Raw genomic sequence first — 15,395 nt, forward strand, 5'->3', positions numbered from 1 at the left:
TCAAAATCCCAACGATTTGGGTCTCTGTAAATCGTGACTTCTTCATATTGATTCTCCTGTTGTAAATACTGCCATAAACAACAGAAAACTCAACTTTTTAAATGTACGAATCTAAGGGGATACTACACAGTATGTTTTCTTGTATTTGGTTTGGGCAACCGAAAAAGGAAATAGCAAGAGTCCTTCAATTTCAAAGACTTAGTAGAAAAATATAATTTATCGTGACTTATCTTATATTTATTCGTGGCAGAAAAGCCACGACGTATTTAAAAGCCCTGTAAGCGTCTATTTAAGTGACGCTACTACTTGGGCATTCACTTCTGGCATTGCGCCGCTTATACGAAGGTTTTGATGCTAAATCAGATAAGGTTCTCAACCACGCTGATGGGTTTTAGTATTTTACGTAAAACATTAAACGGATAATCACAAAACAAAAAAGTGTTAATCCAAGTATTGTGCCAAACAAATTGGCATAGAAAACATCAGCTTTTTGACTGCTTGCCTTGTAATTTATTTGTTTGCGCAAAAAATCTTTGAAGCTAATTATTCCTAAACTTACTGGCATTAATAGTTCTTTATAAACTGTTACTGCAGTTACCAAAACAGCAAGCCTGATAGCAATATTTAAGACAAGCTCATACTTATCTTGAGTTCCTAAGAGCCACGTGATGGAGGACATAAAAATTAAAAATAAAAAAATTATGCATGTTACTTTTAAATTTTTTTTGATAGAAGTAGCTACTAATTTTTCATTTTTCTCATCCCTATCGAGCGTTGGAAATTTATTTCCACAACTGGGGCAAATTTCAGCCTCTTCGGAGCAAGGGTTATTACATTCTTTGCAAGGTGATAAAGGCATTTCTTACTCCTTAATTTTTAACATTACCGCTTTAATAGTTGCATCAGTAAATCCTTTTCATGCAAGACTAACATTGTGCCCATATTAACGATTAGATAGCCACATAGCCTGAAAAATGTGACTATTATTTATATTAATATAATTGTAATAACTTTAAATTAAGAAAGAGTTGTATGAAAGATAATCTCATGGCGTGGTTGGGTGCCATTCTGTTTTTTGTAATTTTAGGGGCTGTTAATTCTTTATTAGGGCCTTTGTTTGCTCTCCTGAGTATTGTAATTTTACCGGCTGTTACTTTTCTAATACTCTTAAGAAGAAATAGTAAATCCAAAGAAGAGTTTTATGAGGACTTAAGATATACGGTGAGAAAAATATCTAATTTTATGAAAAGTTTGCCGGAAGCTTTTTACTCGCAGGCACTTGGATGTTGTATTCTTGCAATCGGCGCTTTCTTTTATTTAGTAACTTGGGATACTGAAAATTTAATTAATAATAGTAGCGTAGATGCTTTTACAAAGTTACTTTTACTCAATTATAAAACTCACGTGCAATTTTTTTTAGGAATTGTTTTTTTAGTGCTATATGGTATCCACACCATAATTAAGAAGCTTAATGAAATTTTAAAAAAGTGCAATGAGGGCGATATCAAGAATTAGGAAGGGGCAAAATGGGTGAAAAGATAAATTTTAAAAAATAAACTTCGCCAACAGTGGCAAGCATAACAAATATGATGCCAACAAAAGCCCCCAAAAGCCCGGTGCTTTCCTCAGAGCCAGGTTGGTTAATATCAAACCTAGAATCTTTTATTACTAAATTTATTACTTTGGGCATAATTTTAAGATTCCAACCAAACAAAATAAACATACAAATAAAAAATCCAATAATTCCAAATAAAGGCAGATGGCTGGTAACGTCTAAATCTAAAATTTTGTTTAGTATTTCTCTCACCGTCAATTCATTCCCCTTTATTTTTTAACATTACCGCTAAAACAATGACTAATTATAAATCCATATTCACTGGGCTTTATATCTTGTCTCGTAAATACTAAACAATTATTTTTTTTATCTCGCCCTTTATCCCAAAAGGCGCAACCATAGCTTTGAATAAACTTACCGCCGTGCTTTTTATCGTAGGTTATACCTTTACATACCTCGGTAACGTCTTCAAAGTCTTCCCACGTAATAGTTGTTCGATTTGTGAATTTATGCTTATTGTCAATATAAAATTCAGGATTTTCCCCCGCCATTGCTAACAGAGAAAAATTTACAGTAACAATTATCAGGAAGATTTTTTTCATAAAAATCATTTTAAAACCTCTATTTTCTTTGCCCGCGAAAAATTGTAGTCAGTTACTTACAGAAACGCGGGCTTGATTTTTTACCTATACCCCCACCCTTACCAGCCCTTTACTGTAGGCGCTTGAGGAGCTTGCCTTGGAAAATTTAAATTTGTATTGGGCGGAGTTGTTATTGGCGCTGTGACTGTGCCAGTGTAATTTCCCTGGGGGCTGTAAAAATTAGTTTGTCCGCTATCCACTTGGGACGAGCCTTGAAGTTGTCCAGTAACGTTATAGACATTAGTTACTCCACTTGGCGAAGTTTGTGAGTAGCCCTTGTATGCCCCATTGCTGTTATATATTGCCTGTGCGAATACATTCCCAGTGAAAAACAAAAGTACATAAGCAAGCTTCATAAGTGTCCCTTTAATAGACGCACTTTCATTCTAATAGCATTAAGTATGAAGGCGAACTACATTCGCCTGTGTTTCGCTTGTGCTCACACATTTCTTTCTTCTTTATTGATTTTCTCCAGATTCAACCTACACTGAGCCTTAAGCAACAGGCTCAGTAATAGGAAAGGACTTTCTCCGAGTTCTTTACTACTCCACTTAGGGCACAACCAAATTGGTAAGGGCGGTTTCGCTGTCTCCTTTTATGTGCGGCTGTAAAACGCAACAATGACAAAAGCAATAAGTGGCTACCTTTGTCTTGTTTGAAAGTTGCTGTGTAAGCAGGGCTTTTTCGTGACTTAATGTCTCTATGCTGAATATTCTCGTGTCAATTGGCAAGCAACTCCAATGGCGTCCTGTAAAGGATAGTGACAACAAGTCTCTGCTACTTTTCAGAATTTCCGTCCCTATGAACACGGCTGACTAGGTTTAGGGTGACATAACAATGGAGTGTCACAGCTCACTTAAGTAGTAATTAATGGCAACACAGAACTTTTCTTTGTCCTGCTGTCAAAGTTATTTAGCTAAACCTAATAAAAGAATGCTAAATGTGGCAAGAATTATTAGGTTTAAACAGGTATTGGCAAAAAGAGGTTGTCCAAACCAAAACTCCGAAATTACTGTGTGAGTACTCAACACACAAAGGAGAATGACATGAGTACATTAAACAGTTTGAAATTCACAACAGCTAAGCGTCCAACCTCATTGCCGCCTATTCAACATAGACGCAATAAGCTAAGCAAAAAACTTTGGGAGCAAATGCAACTTGCCAAGGCACAGCAGAATGGAGAAACGTTTCATACCAAACGCTTTAAAACCGTACGCGACATTGACGGCGCTAGTAAAACTATTGAAATGCAAAAAATGGTACGTCCTTGGTGGTTTATTGCTGAGAGTGGAAAAGTTTGTCTTAACATTAAATACGGCACGAAAGTTTTAGAAATACAAAAAGGGAAACCTAGTGTAGAAATTTCAAATCCAGCAGAGTTGTTAACTGTTTTAGAAGTTATCAAACGTGCAGTAGAGGCGGGAGAAATGGATAGTCAAATTGAATTGGCTAGTGGCGCAGTCCGTGCGAGGTTTGGCAAGTGATTGAAATGGGGCTAATACTTTTAATAGTGTTAGCCCTTTTTCTTTTTGAAGAGTAAGCGTCTATTAAATGGACGCTTTAGTTGTCTCTCGCTAAATATAAGAAAAGGAGACAGTATGAAAATTCGTGAAATTGCAAACGCACAAGAGCAAATAGGGCTATTGAAATTAATAATGGATAAAACGTGGGAGGCTCTTGCTACCCAAGCACGTCAGCAAAGCCAACAGAAGGCTTCTACCAAGCCCCCAGCAACTAAAGCACGTACCCCCAAGCCTACCCACGTACCCCAACCCAAAAAACTCCCAGCACGAGCTAACCCCCAGCAACTAAAACAGCTACCCCTACAACAAAAGCCAATAGCCCCTAGAGCCCAGCCAGCTAAGGCTTCCACGCTAGGCAGGGCTTTGCCAACAACCCAAAGAGCGTCTTACGGCGCAAAAGACGTGTTTATTCCGCAGAGAAGTAGCGCACTAGAAAAAGAGAAGGAAGGTGACGACGCGCATAGTAAAAATACTATGGGGCAGAATGTAAACTACGTTTCAAATAAATTGCATAACGGAAATATTTTTTAGGGCTGTCCTACACTTTGTGCCACGCTAAAAAACAACCGCGCTACAAGCTCCATGTGCGGTGAAGAAACAACGGCAGTAGGTTTTTTTTCAATCCTCTGCTCTACCGACTGAGCTACCAGGCCAAGACTTGGAATTATAACGAATTGGCTTGGATCATCTTCAAATTTGCTTAGTAGCCCGTGATTTCTGGGTTTTGTGGTATTTGCCCTTATTGGGTGGTCGCCTAGCTCTCGCCCTTATTGCGCGAGGTATCTATTCCCAAGGCCTTCAGTTTGCGATACAAATGGGTTCGCTCTAGACCTGTGTACTCTGAAATCTTGGTCATACTGCCGCCCATGATTTGCATTTGATGTTCAAAATACGCCTTCTCAAACAAATCTCTTGCCTCCCTCAAAGGAAGATCAAAGTACGTTTTTGCAATCCCACTAATGTATTCGCCCTCAACAGCTGGGGCAGCCGATTCGGAAACCACCTGCTTTGGCGTGACAACGGAGTTGGCGCTCGACTGAACGGCTCTCACCTGTTCTGGCTCTACATATTTAGGAGAACTCTCCAGGGCCTTGCTAACCGTCTTTAAAAGCTTTTGTAGAGCAATCGGTTTTTCTAAAAAATTGAGTGCGCCAATACGAGTGGCCTCAACTGCAGTGTCAATCGTTGCGTGCCCAGACATCATTACTACTGGCATCGTGAGCTGGCCAGTATTGGACCACTCCTTTAACAATGTAATGCCATCGGTATCGGGCATCCAAATGTCTAACAAGACTAAGTCAGGGCGCATTTGTTCGCGAATAGTGCGCGCCTGTACCGCGCTTTCTGCAGCGTACACAGTATGGCCTTCATCAGTGAGAATCTCATTGAGAAGCTCACGAATTCCCATCTCGTCATCAACAACCAAAATACTAGCCATGCTTATGCTGCCTCTTTTGCTAGATTCATAAACAATATTGACACTTTCGCACCAACCACTTCTTCACCCTGCATGCGGTTCCGAATTTCAATTTTGGCCGAGTGATCATCAATGATTTTCTTCACTACCGCCAAACCCAGACCCGTGCCTTTGCTCTTTGTTGTGACGTAAGGTTCAAAGGCTCTTGCCAATATCTTAGCTGGAAATCCAACACCACAATCACTTATTGTTAATCGCACAGCATTTTGAGCTATGCCATTATGCTCACCATAAGGGACCAACTCTGTCTTAACCTCTACCGGGCTGGCGGGATTGGGCCCTTCAAGGGTGGCGTCTTGCGCATTTTGTAGCAAGTTATGGATTACCTGTCTTAGTTGTGTGGGATCCCCCATGATCTCTGGGCAATGAGGATCCAACTGCGTGCGCAATGGACTGCCCTCGTATAGACCCAAAATTTCAGAGGTGAGCGTATTGATGGAAACGGGCTTGAGTTGTGGGGTTGGCGTCTTCGCAAAATCCCTAAAATCATTCACCATTTCTTTCATAGCTTGCACCTGACCAATGATGGTTTCAGTGCTGCGATTAATCATTTCCTCTTGCTCTGGGCTCAACTTGCCTGCAAGCTTATGCTGCAATCTTTCTGCGGAAAGCTGAATAGGCGTTAGAGGGTTTTTAATTTCGTGAGCAAGGCGTCTAGCAACTTCACTCCAAGCGATAGATCTTTGTGCGCTCACCACATCAGTAATGTCATCAAAAACAACCATGCGTAAATCGCCAGTTAGCTCTGTGCCACGCACGAACAGGGTCACACCTAATTCATTTTCAAATTCATTTGTAGTGTGTAGTTGAATTTGTTTTTGCCAAACGGGCGCATTAGTTGGCGCGGTCTTTTGTTCCGCATCTCCCTCGCCCAGAACTGCGAGCTTCATAGTAGAAAAGCCTTCTTTGATGGCTCCTTCAAACTCCAATAGGGCCGGGCTAATGCCAAGGGGCTTTCCATCTAGTAGAGTAAGGTCCTGACCAAAAATACGATCTGCGCCCGCATTACTAGAAACAACGTTGTAGTTTTTATCGAAAATGCATACACCCGCAGTAAGACTGCCCAATACGCGCTCTAAGAATGCCTTGGACTCTTGCAAAGAAGTGCGGGTGTCAGCCAGCTGCCTGGTCATGACGTTAAATTGCCGCGTAAGCATGCCAAGCTCATCACCAGTATCAAGTTCTGGTTTTGGTGACAAATCTCCCTGCGCAACTGCCTGGGTACCCCTCAGCAGCATTAGGAGAGGGCGTGCAAGCTGCCTACCTAACATCAGCGCCAAAGTAATGGCTACGAAAACTGCAAAGAAAAGGGTAAGCGTTAATGTGCCCACAAACATCTTACGAAGGCCAGTGCGCCCCAACGCTTTCTCTTGATACTCACTATATGCAGACTCCACAGCAAAAATGTTTTTTGCCAACGGGGTTGGTATGTAGCGTACTAGCTGTAAAAAATATTTGTCTTCAGTATCTTTGCCAGAATCTACTTTGTTGTGAACAGATTTTTTTCGTATAACAGGAACAATGGCTCTGATTCGATAGCCACGTTGACCGCCTTCCACTTCAATTTGGTCTAAAAAGGTCATGCCCTTCTTGCTAAACGCTTCTGCAACCACGTCGGCACTAGGCGCAGGAAAGTATTTTTTAGGCTTTAGCTCGCTAGTGAAAATCAAATTGCGTTGCATATTGAAGAGGTCGACCTCTTGAATGCCAAATTGATTACGAATTTTCATCACTGTTGCAGCCACCTGCTCAGCGGAGGTACCCGATGGAATTTGAACGATCTGCTCGGCAATGAAATTACCCTCACCCAAAATTTCTTCTTGGGCTACTCGCAAAGTAACGCGTCCCAACTCTAAACCGGAGTTCAGTGCCGTCTCCACTTTGACGTCAAACCAAGTCTCAATGCTGCGGGACACAAACTGTAATGAAACGCCATACAAAATTAAGCCCGGAACAATTCCGACTAAAGCAAAAATCATTGCCAACTTTGCAATCAAGCGCGTGCCAAAGTGGCCGCGATACCAGCGCACGGCGATAACAGCCACCAAAATCAAAATAACCAGAGTTAAGCAAATCCCAATGACTACATTGGCTGCATAGAGCCAAATAAAGTAGTTATCAAAAAATTCTGTATTGGATGAGGCAATCGCCAATAAAACTAAAAGTAATAAAGCAAAGGCGCCGATCACACCAATCGTGATCGGAATGATTTTTTTACTCCAAGCTTTGGAAGTAAAAAAGCCTGGGTCTAGCATGGCCGCTATCGATCTCATCGCTTAATTAAATTAGGGCCATTAGGAGAAAATGGGAATCGATACCAATCGCTTGACACATTCCAGTCGCGGTTATTGAGTGCGTTTACTTGAAATGGTTTTGGTAGTTTACTAAGATCCAAGCTCATTCGCATGCTGGCTGTATAAGATTTACTGGTATCTAGTTGAGCGCCTTCAATGACTCGCCACCCACCAATACTCCCCACTGCCTGCAATGCCTCTGGCATAGTTTTGGCAGAAAAGGTAAAGCCCTCTGAAGCAATTCGGTACTGCTGCGTCAATGGCTGATAAGAAAGACGGGTCTGCCTTTGCACAAGCACAGATTTTTCATCAAACCAATACCAACGCGATCGCATTAAATCAAACTCCGTTTGGAAATACAGAACAACGCCTTTTTGCACTGCGTCTTCTAGTCCGGGAGATAGCTCAATCTGAAAAGTGGCATTGAGAAGCCAGTCGTTATCCGCCTTCTCCAACTCAAAGGATTTAATTTTGATTCCTTCGGCGCTAACGGTTGTTGAAAAAATACCCAACACCATCAATAACAAAAAGAGTAATTGTTTAATTCTTCGGCTCATGGCCCATTTTTCTTAAACAAAGCATAGTAAAAACCGTCGTTTAGCTCACCTGGCAAAATCTGGCCTGGAGCGGCTAATCGTACCGCATTGGAGTGCTGCTCAGCAAACCAAACAGCCTGCTCCTCGCCCTCCTCAGGAAATATCGAGCAAGTGACGTACAAAAGGATGCCCTCCACTTGGAGCATCTTCCACGCTTGATTCAAAATGGCTCGCTGTCTTTCTTGCAGCGCCCGGATATCTGCTTCGCGCCTTAAAAATGGAATATCAGGATGTCGCGACACTATTCCAGAAGCTGAGCAGGGGGCATCAAGCAGAATCTTGTCAAAACGAACGCCATCCCACCAAGCCGCCTTGGAAGCATCGCCGCGTAACACGCAGACTTTGTCAGATTGCAAACGAAGGCGGTCTAGGTTGCCGCCAATTTTTCCAATGCGCTCGCCGTCTAACTCTAGGGCGCGCATTTCACAATCTGCAAGCTCCAATAGATGCGCAGTTTTCCCACCGGGAGCAGCACAGGCATCTAATACCAACTCTCTATCCTGGGGGTTTAATAAGATCGCGGCCAGTTGTGCGCCTGCATCTTGCACAGACACAGCACCAGTATAAAAACCTGGCAAGTCTGACACGGGAACCGCTTCAGGCAACAAGAGAGCGGAAGGCAACTTAACACCAACCAATTCATCTATTGGTATTGATAAAATTCCGGCCTCAGATAATAAGGATTGATATTGCTCACGCGTATATTGCCTTTGATTTACACGCAAAATTAATGGTGCGCGCTTGGCCTGTTGAAACAAAATGGATTGCCATGCTTTGGAGTAATTGCGCTTGAGGTTTGCTCGCCACCAAGCAGGTACATACATTGGAATTGGATCAGGCGGAAAATGCTTCTCACCCTCTGGCGGATGCACTACAAGACTTACCTTGCGTAATACCGCATTCACTAAACCTTTGGCATACATGGTTTCGTCATATTCGCCACAGGCTTTCACTGCCTGATCCACAATCGTGTGGGCTGGATAGCCCTTGCTCTCCGTTGGATCTTGTAAAAATAAGGCAATCGCGACACTGAGCAAATGATCTACTTCAGGAGGCGGAGTCTTTGGAATAAATTGCTTGATGAATTCATGAGAGCGCACCCATTTGCGGAGCGCATCAAAGCTCAGACTCTGAACGATTGGGCGTTCATATGCTTCCAGCTGATCCAGAACTTCTGTAAGCGATCTTCCGCTCATGACCTCGCTTACCGCTTGTGCAGCAATCGTGATTGCTTCAGAGAGCGGGAGACTGCGTGGTGTTTTTTGATCAGTCAAATTAATTTGCTCCGGGATATACCCCGTTTTTAGCCATACTCATTAAACGTGCCACCCGCTCTTCAGTTGGTGGGTGGGTTGAAAATAGTTGCGCAAGACCGCCAGCACTCAAGGGGTTAAGAATCATCATCTGCGCTGTTTCAGGATGCTGTTCAACCGCTTGAAACGGAATGCCTTGCGCGTAGTTATGAATTTTTTCTAGTGCCTGCGCTAGTGCCTCAGGATCAGCACTTATTTCGGCGCCACCGCGATCAGCTTCGTATTCTCTTGCGCGAGAAATACTCATTTGAATCAAGCTTGCTGCGATCGGGGCCAAAATTGCCACCATCAAGCTGGCTATTGGATTATTGGGTCTACCCTCAGAATCGCGCCCACCAAAGAACATGGCAAAGTTAGCCAATGCAGAAATGGCTCCCGCCATAGTGGCGGCAATAGTCGAAATCAAAATATCACGATGGCGAACGTGGGCAAGCTCATGCGCCATCACACCCCGTAGTTCACGATTTGAGAGAATTTTCAGAATGCCTGTTGTTGCGGCAACCGAAGCATGGTCTGGATTGCGCCCTGTTGCGAAAGCATTAGGAGCATCTTCATTAATTAAAAATACTTTAGGCATCGGCAAGCCAGCCTTCTCCGACAACTCTTTAACGAGTCCGTAAAACTGGGGGGCAGATCTTTCATCAATCTGTTGAGCATTAGTCATCTTCAGAACCATGGTGTCGGAAAACCAATAGCTGAAAAAATTCATTCCAACAGCCAGCACCAAAGCCATCAACATGCCCTGTTCGCCGCCCAACATACCGCCAACCACAATAAAGAGTGCCGTAATTGCTGCCATCAAAACAGCAGTCTTTGCAAAATTAAACATTTCTACTCCTTTGTTTGAAAGCACAACAATTTTTCACCAACAACAATCGGCTGCAAGCACGTTTTGGCATCTATTTTTTTACCGCCCGATTTTTGCATCTCTAAGACCTCAAGCACCTCTTCACCACACTGTATATATGCGCCCTTATTACTAAAACCAAGCACCTCGCCCGCTCTACCGATGGCGCTTACAGATTTTGGGTCTGCAAGTCTTGAATTCCAAAACTTCACAGCCAGTCCATTGAGATTGCTACTTGCCCCTGGGAAGGGATTAAGGGCCCTAATGCGCAGATCAATTTCTTTGGCAGTGAGAGTCCAATCGATCTCCGCCTCACTCTTCAGTATTTTTTCAGCATAGGTAATGCCATCTTTTTCTTGAGGTACTCGAGATAAATCTTTGCCTTGCTCTAAAGTATTTAAAACATCCACTATCAATTTTGCGCCAAGATCTGCTAAGCGATCATGTAAGCTTGCGCTCGTTTCATCACGAGCAATTTCAAGATCAGCAACCAAAACAGTATCTCCGGTATCCAAGCCGACATCCATTTGCATAATGCAAACGCCCGTTTTGGCATCGCCTGCTTCAATTGCTCGCTGAATTGGTGCTGCACCACGCCAGCGCGGTAACAGAGAGGCATGAATATTAAAGCTGCCGTGTCTTCCTGCTCTCTCGCTTATATCTAAAATCTCTTGGGGCAAGATCAAGCCATAGGCCACCACCACCATGGCATCAAAATCAATGGAGGATAAGCGCTCATTAGCAGCTGCAGCTTGAGCTCGCTTTTGCGGATCTGCACTAGTGAGCCGCAACGTCTCTGGTTGGAGCACGGGAATATTTTTTTGCAAAGCAAACTCTTTAACTGGGCTTGCCTGAAGGTGCATGCCCCTGCCGGCACGGCGATCGGGCTGCGTTAAAGCCAAAACAATTTCATGACCAGCATCGTAAATTGCGCGCATCGCTTGCGCAGCAAACTCAGGAGTTCCAGCAAAGACGATTTTCATTCGGGCGCTTAGCGCTGACCTACTAATTCTTTTGCGCGCTTCTTCATTTTTTGTGAGATACGAGTTCTTTTAAGTATGGATAAATACTCAACAAACACCTTGCCTTGCAAATGGTCTAACTCATGCTGCAAACAAACTGCCAATAAACCATCAGCCTCTAGTTCGAATTCTTTACCGTCAACATCTAAAGCCTTCACTCGAATCTCGGATGGTCTTTCAACTTCGTCATAAAACTCGGGAACAGATAAACAACCCTCACGCCAAGATTTTGTTTCAGAGCTTGCCCAAACAATTTCTGGGTTGATAAAAACCATTAATTCGTTTTGTCCATCAGACACGTCAATCACCACGATGCGCTCATGAATATCTACCTGCGTCGCAGCTAAGCCAACGCCGGGAGCTTCATACATAGTATCTGCCATATCGGCGACAATTTTTTTAATGCGAGCGTCCACTTGCTCCACCGGTTTAGCAACCTTGTGCAAGCGTGGGTCTGGGTAACAAAGAACGGATAACAAAGCCATATAGGAATTATCCAACAGAGCTATCAGTCTGTCCTGATTGCCGCAATTCCCCCAAAGAACAAAATTGATTTATGCAAACATCACCAGTACCTAATGCCGTTCTCCAAATCGATCGTCAGAGCCATCATTACCCAAGTCGCCTCCGTGATTTATATGATCCCCCAGGGTGTCTTTATATATATGGAAACATTCATCTTCTGAAAAGACCCATGATTGCGATCGTAGGCTCAAGAAACGCCAGCCCTGAAGGTTTAAAAAATGCATGTCTGTTTGCTCAAGCATTATCGAAAGCGGGCGCCTTGATCGTTTCTGGCCTAGCAAGGGGGGTCGACAGTGCCGCCCACCGAGCCGCCATTGAGCTTGGACCCAATCATTACACTGCGGCAATATTAGGAACCGGCATAGATGTCGTCTACCCCCGGCAAAATATTGGACTATCTCAAGCCATTAGCCAGCAGGGAGTATTGGTGTCTGAGCTCCCTCTGGGGTCGGGACCGAAAGCATGGCACTTTCCTAGAAGAAATCGCATTATTGCCGCTTTAGCGCTTGGTGTCGTTGTAATAGAGGCGGCGGAAAAGTCAGGCTCCCTCATCACTGCACGCCTGGCCGCAGACCTTGGAAGAGAGGTTTTTGCCCTCCCTGGGCCCATCCAAAGCACAAATTCTGCCGGCTGTCATTTGCTTATTCAGCAAGGCGCAAAACTAGCCTTTAGACCGGATGATGTTCTGGAAGAGCTTTGTTTTTAAGCAAAATATCATTTAAACAGCCTAAAAAGGGGTTTTTATCTTAAAACCGGGGGTATCGACCCTCCCAAAACTGGCCAAAAATAGCGGTTTTTGGACTTTTCCCAATTTATCGGTTAATAATAAAAAAGGGGTGTGCAATTGGCTAAGTCCGGTTTTGGTATAAATTGGCCATCCGTTTTACCCCAAAAACATCATTTCTAGCTCAAATTTAGGCATAACGCGTGGCAACTAAAGCAACTACCAAAAAAAGCAGCCCAAAGACTACCGCCGGGGATCACCCTAAGGCGCTCATCATTGCAGAGAAGCCTTCTGTTGCCAATGACATTGCTAAGGCCTTGGGCGGCTTTACAAAGTATGAAGATTATTTTGAGAGCGATGAATTCCTAATCTCTTCCGCGGTTGGGCATTTATTAGAAATTGCTGCCCCCGAAGAATTTGACGTAAAACGCGGCAAATGGTCATTTGCCAACTTGCCGGTGGTGCCGCCATATTTTGATTTACGTCCGATTGCAAAAACTGAGTCACGCCTCAAGGTTTTACAAAAGCTCATTAAGCGCAAAGACGTTACTGCCCTCATTAATGCTTGTGACGCGGGACGCGAGGGCGAGTTAATTTTCCGCCTAATTGCGCAACACGCAAAGGCATCGCAATCTATTCAGCGCTTATGGTTGCAATCGATGACTCCAGCCGCCATTCGCGAAGGCTTTACCAACTTACGCAGCGATGAAGATATGAAGCCTCTTGCTGATGCGGCTCGTTGTCGCTCAGAGGCAGACTGGTTGGTTGGCATTAATGGCACGCGCGCAATGACTGCCTTTAATAGCAAGAGCGGCGGCTTCTTCTTAACGACTGTAGGTCGTGTGCAAACTCCAACGCTTTCTATTGTGGTGGAGCGCGAAGAGCTCATTCGCAAGTTCATCTCTAAAGATTACTGGGAAGTGAAGGCTGAATTTATCGCTGCTGCTGGCGTGTATGAAGGCCGCTGGTTTGACCCTAAATTCAAAAAGGATGCTGCCGAGCCCGACGCACGTGAGAACCGCCTATGGAGTGAGGCTGCAGCTCAAAGTATTGTGGCTGCATGCCGCGGCAAAAAAGCAAGTGTGACTGAAGAAGCCAAGCCTGCTACACAGCTTGCTCCTCAGCTATTTGATTTAACTAGCTTGCAACGTGAAGCAAACGCGCGTTTTGGATTCTCTGCAAAAAATACATTAGGTCTTGCACAGGCTTTATATGAGCGCCACAAAGTATTAACCTATCCACGCACCGACGCAAAAGCGCTTCCTGAAGACTACCTCGATACCGTTAAACAAACCATGGAGAACCTTGCTGAGCATTCGCAAGAATATCGTGCTTTTGCTAAACAAATTTTGAAGGGTGACCCAAAGGATCCCAAGGCCAAGGCTGGCTATGGTTGGGTAAAGCCAAACAAACGAATTTTTGATAACTCTAAAATTTCTGATCACTTTGCGATCATCCCAACATTAGAAACGCCTAAAACTTTAAGCGAGCCCGAAGCCAAGCTCTACGACTTGGTTGTGCGTCGTTTCTTGGCCGTGTTTTATCCTGCCGCAGAGTTCCGAGTGACCACACGCATTTCCGAGGCGTCCGGACACCACTTTAAAACCGAAGGTCGTGTGCTTGTAAACCCTGGTTGGCTAACGGTTTACGGCAAATCCAATCAAGCAGACGATGAACTCGTTCCCGTCCAAGAGGGTGAGGCCGTACAAACTGAGTCTATTGCAGCTGTGCCATTGAAAACCAAGCCGCCAGCACGCTATACAGAAGCAACCTTACTCTCTGCAATGGAAAGTGCGGGTAAGTGGGTTGATGATGATGACATGCGCGAAGCGATGGCTGAAAAGGGATTGGGTACACCAGCAACTAGAGCTGCCATCATCGAAGGCCTGCTGGCTGAAAAATACATGGTGCGCGAAGCTCGTGAGATGATTCCAACTGCAAAAGCCTTCCAACTAATGACTTTGTTGCGCGGCTTAGATGTTGAAGAGTTAACTCGCCCTGATCTCACTGGTAGCTGGGAGAACAAACTTTCTCTCATCGAGCAGGGCAAGATGAATCGCGATACTTTCATGCAAGAGATCGCGCAAATGACTCAGCGCATCGTCAAGCGTGCTAAAGAATACGATAGCGATACCATTCCAGGCGACTACGCTACCATGACCACGCCATGCCCACACTGTAAGGGTCCGGTAAAGGAAAACTATCGACGTTTTGCCTGTGAAAAGTGCGGCTTTACGATTAGCAAAACACCTGGTGGGCGCGCATTTGAATATCCTGAAGTTGAAGAGTTGTTGCGTGAAAAAATCATCGGACCTCTGCAAGGTTTCCGCAGCAAAATGGGGCGTCCATTTGCCGCAATTATTAAATTAAGCGAAATTCCAGAGGATGACAAAGATTATCCAAATGCGGGTTTCAAACTTGAGTTTGATTTTGGCAACACGCAAGATGATGAGACTGAAGCCGTCGATTTCACGGGCCGTCTAGCGCTAGGCGTTTGTCCAAAGTGTTCGGGCGCAGTATATGAAGATGGCATGCGTTACGTTTGTGAAAACAATACTGGCCCCAATAAATCATGTGATTTCAAAACCGGAAAAGTAGTTCTACAACAAGAGGTCTCGCCAGAACAGGTTCAGAAGTTGCTGAAAGAGGGCAAAACAGATCTTCTAACTAACTTTAAGTCAAACCGCACTGGCCGTGGCTTTAAGGCCTATTTAGCGCTAGATTCTGCCGGCAAAATTGGTTTTGAATTTGAGGCTAAAGCGCCTAAGGCTGAAGGCGCCGCTCCCGCAAAGAAACGAGCGGGCGCAAGTGCAGCGACTAAGTCTGCAGCAAAACCTAAGCGCGCAAGCAAAGCAAAGTCATCCTCTAGCAGTTGAGC

The 15,395-nt window shown here is 44.3% G+C and carries 16 protein-coding genes; 5 read left to right on the top strand and 11 right to left on the bottom strand.

Annotated elements, in window-relative coordinates:
• Positions 1 to 391 precede the first annotated feature (391 nt).
• Positions 392 to 859 (bottom strand): hypothetical protein, encoded by a 468-nt coding sequence (locus ICN44_RS06585; protein ID WP_216263240.1) that lies wholly within the window; start codon positions 857 to 859, stop codon positions 392 to 394.
• Positions 860 to 1,032: 173 nt separating this feature from the next.
• Between ICN44_RS06585 and ICN44_RS06590 the strand changes: the two genes are divergently transcribed.
• A complete protein-coding gene (locus tag ICN44_RS06590; protein WP_216263241.1) occupies positions 1,033 to 1,515 on the top strand; it encodes a hypothetical protein in 483 nt (160 codons plus the stop codon).
• Here ICN44_RS06590 and ICN44_RS06595 read toward each other — a convergent pair.
• The 3 genes from ICN44_RS06595 to ICN44_RS06605 all read right to left on the bottom strand — a co-directional run bounded on the left by ICN44_RS06595 (position 1,505) and on the right by ICN44_RS06605 (position 2,552).
• On the bottom strand, positions 1,505 to 1,813 hold the full coding sequence (locus ICN44_RS06595) for a hypothetical protein (protein ID WP_216263242.1): 309 nt from the start codon (positions 1,811 to 1,813) through the stop codon (positions 1,505 to 1,507). The genes ICN44_RS06590 and ICN44_RS06595 overlap by 11 nt on opposite strands.
• Positions 1,814 to 1,824: 11 nt before the next feature.
• Positions 1,825 to 2,157 (bottom strand): hypothetical protein, encoded by a 333-nt coding sequence (locus tag ICN44_RS06600; protein ID WP_216263243.1) that lies wholly within the window; start codon positions 2,155 to 2,157, stop codon positions 1,825 to 1,827.
• A gap of 98 nt (positions 2,158 to 2,255) precedes the next feature.
• Complete coding sequence (locus ICN44_RS06605; protein ID WP_216263244.1) at positions 2,256 to 2,552, bottom strand: hypothetical protein; 297 nt, start codon at positions 2,550 to 2,552, stop codon at positions 2,256 to 2,258.
• 690 nt (positions 2,553 to 3,242) lie between these two features.
• Between ICN44_RS06605 and ICN44_RS06610 the strand changes: the two genes are divergently transcribed.
• Both ICN44_RS06610 and ICN44_RS06615 read left to right on the top strand, forming a co-directional pair.
• On the top strand, positions 3,243 to 3,680 hold the full coding sequence (locus ICN44_RS06610) for a DUF6641 family protein (protein ID WP_216263245.1): 438 nt from the start codon (positions 3,243 to 3,245) through the stop codon (positions 3,678 to 3,680).
• Between the two features lie 114 nt (positions 3,681 to 3,794).
• Positions 3,795 to 4,250, top strand: coding sequence for a hypothetical protein (locus tag ICN44_RS06615; protein WP_215284318.1), 456 nt, complete (start codon positions 3,795 to 3,797; stop codon positions 4,248 to 4,250).
• Between the two features lie 223 nt (positions 4,251 to 4,473).
• Here the strand turns inward: ICN44_RS06615 and ICN44_RS06620 are convergent, their stop codons facing one another.
• The 7 genes from ICN44_RS06620 to def are packed head-to-tail and all read right to left on the bottom strand — an operon-like array spanning position 4,474 to position 11,753.
• Positions 4,474 to 5,157: a response regulator gene (locus ICN44_RS06620; protein ID WP_216263246.1), complete on the bottom strand. Its 684-nt coding sequence runs from the start codon at positions 5,155 to 5,157 to the stop codon at positions 4,474 to 4,476.
• A 2-nt stretch (positions 5,158 to 5,159) separates the two neighbouring features.
• Positions 5,160 to 7,469, bottom strand: coding sequence for an ATP-binding protein (locus ICN44_RS06625; RefSeq protein ID WP_216263247.1), 2,310 nt, complete (start codon positions 7,467 to 7,469; stop codon positions 5,160 to 5,162).
• The gene (locus tag ICN44_RS06630; RefSeq protein WP_255537473.1) at positions 7,466 to 8,047 is read right to left on the bottom strand and encodes a DUF4390 domain-containing protein; all 582 of its coding nucleotides are present in this window, start codon (positions 8,045 to 8,047) and stop codon (positions 7,466 to 7,468) included. Before ICN44_RS06630 ends, ICN44_RS06625 begins: the two co-directional genes overlap by 4 nt.
• A complete protein-coding gene (gene rsmB, locus ICN44_RS06635) occupies positions 8,044 to 9,360 on the bottom strand; it encodes a 16S rRNA (cytosine(967)-C(5))-methyltransferase RsmB (RefSeq protein WP_216263248.1) in 1,317 nt (438 codons plus the stop codon). Before rsmB ends, ICN44_RS06630 begins: the two co-directional genes overlap by 4 nt.
• A gap of 1 nt (position 9,361) precedes the next feature.
• A complete protein-coding gene (gene htpX, locus ICN44_RS06640) occupies positions 9,362 to 10,228 on the bottom strand; it encodes a zinc metalloprotease HtpX (protein ID WP_216263249.1) in 867 nt (288 codons plus the stop codon).
• A 2-nt stretch (positions 10,229 to 10,230) separates the two neighbouring features.
• A complete protein-coding gene (gene fmt / locus ICN44_RS06645) occupies positions 10,231 to 11,229 on the bottom strand; it encodes a methionyl-tRNA formyltransferase (RefSeq protein WP_216263250.1) in 999 nt (332 codons plus the stop codon).
• Positions 11,230 to 11,237: 8 nt separating this feature from the next.
• On the bottom strand, positions 11,238 to 11,753 hold the full coding sequence (gene def / locus ICN44_RS06650) for a peptide deformylase (protein WP_216263251.1): 516 nt from the start codon (positions 11,751 to 11,753) through the stop codon (positions 11,238 to 11,240).
• 71 nt (positions 11,754 to 11,824) lie between these two features.
• On the opposite strand from def, the gene dprA reads away from it, so the two are divergent.
• Both dprA and ICN44_RS06660 read left to right on the top strand, forming a co-directional pair.
• Positions 11,825 to 12,499, top strand: coding sequence for a DNA-processing protein DprA (gene dprA, locus ICN44_RS06655; RefSeq protein WP_216263252.1), 675 nt, complete (start codon positions 11,825 to 11,827; stop codon positions 12,497 to 12,499).
• 221 nt (positions 12,500 to 12,720) lie between these two features.
• The gene (locus tag ICN44_RS06660; protein WP_216263253.1) at positions 12,721 to 15,393 is read left to right on the top strand and encodes a DNA topoisomerase III; all 2,673 of its coding nucleotides are present in this window, start codon (positions 12,721 to 12,723) and stop codon (positions 15,391 to 15,393) included.
• The last annotated feature ends 2 nt before the right edge of the window (positions 15,394 to 15,395 follow it).

The sequence above is a fragment of the Polynucleobacter sp. JS-Fieb-80-E5 genome (assembly GCF_018882015.1).
In the GTDB taxonomy this organism is placed as follows: Bacteria; Pseudomonadota; Gammaproteobacteria; order Burkholderiales; family Burkholderiaceae; genus Polynucleobacter.

Bases quoted from the DNA above. Each gene is read 5' to 3' on its own strand.
- ICN44_RS06585 (WP_216263240.1), bottom strand. From the start codon at position 859: ATGCCTTTATCACCTTGCAAAGAATGTAATAACCCTTGCTCCGAAGAG.
- ICN44_RS06590 (WP_216263241.1), top strand. From the start codon at position 1,033: ATGAAAGATAATCTCATGGCGTGGTTGGGTGCCATTCTGTTTTTTGTA.
- ICN44_RS06600 (WP_216263243.1), bottom strand. From the start codon at position 2,157: ATGAAAAAAATCTTCCTGATAATTGTTACTGTAAATTTTTCTCTGTTA.
- ICN44_RS06605 (WP_216263244.1), bottom strand. From the start codon at position 2,552: ATGAAGCTTGCTTATGTACTTTTGTTTTTCACTGGGAATGTATTCGCA.
- ICN44_RS06610 (WP_216263245.1), top strand. From the start codon at position 3,243: ATGAGTACATTAAACAGTTTGAAATTCACAACAGCTAAGCGTCCAACC.
- ICN44_RS06615 (WP_215284318.1), top strand. From the start codon at position 3,795: ATGAAAATTCGTGAAATTGCAAACGCACAAGAGCAAATAGGGCTATTG.
- ICN44_RS06620 (WP_216263246.1), bottom strand. From the start codon at position 5,157: ATGGCTAGTATTTTGGTTGTTGATGACGAGATGGGAATTCGTGAGCTT.
- ICN44_RS06625 (WP_216263247.1), bottom strand. From the start codon at position 7,469: ATGAGATCGATAGCGGCCATGCTAGACCCAGGCTTTTTTACTTCCAAA.
- ICN44_RS06630 (WP_255537473.1), bottom strand. From the start codon at position 8,047: ATGAGCCGAAGAATTAAACAATTACTCTTTTTGTTATTGATGGTGTTG.
- htpX (WP_216263249.1), bottom strand. From the start codon at position 10,228: ATGTTTAATTTTGCAAAGACTGCTGTTTTGATGGCAGCAATTACGGCA.
- fmt (WP_216263250.1), bottom strand. From the start codon at position 11,229: ATGAAAATCGTCTTTGCTGGAACTCCTGAGTTTGCTGCGCAAGCGATG.
- def (WP_216263251.1), bottom strand. From the start codon at position 11,753: ATGGCTTTGTTATCCGTTCTTTGTTACCCAGACCCACGCTTGCACAAG.
- dprA (WP_216263252.1), top strand. From the start codon at position 11,825: ATGCAAACATCACCAGTACCTAATGCCGTTCTCCAAATCGATCGTCAG.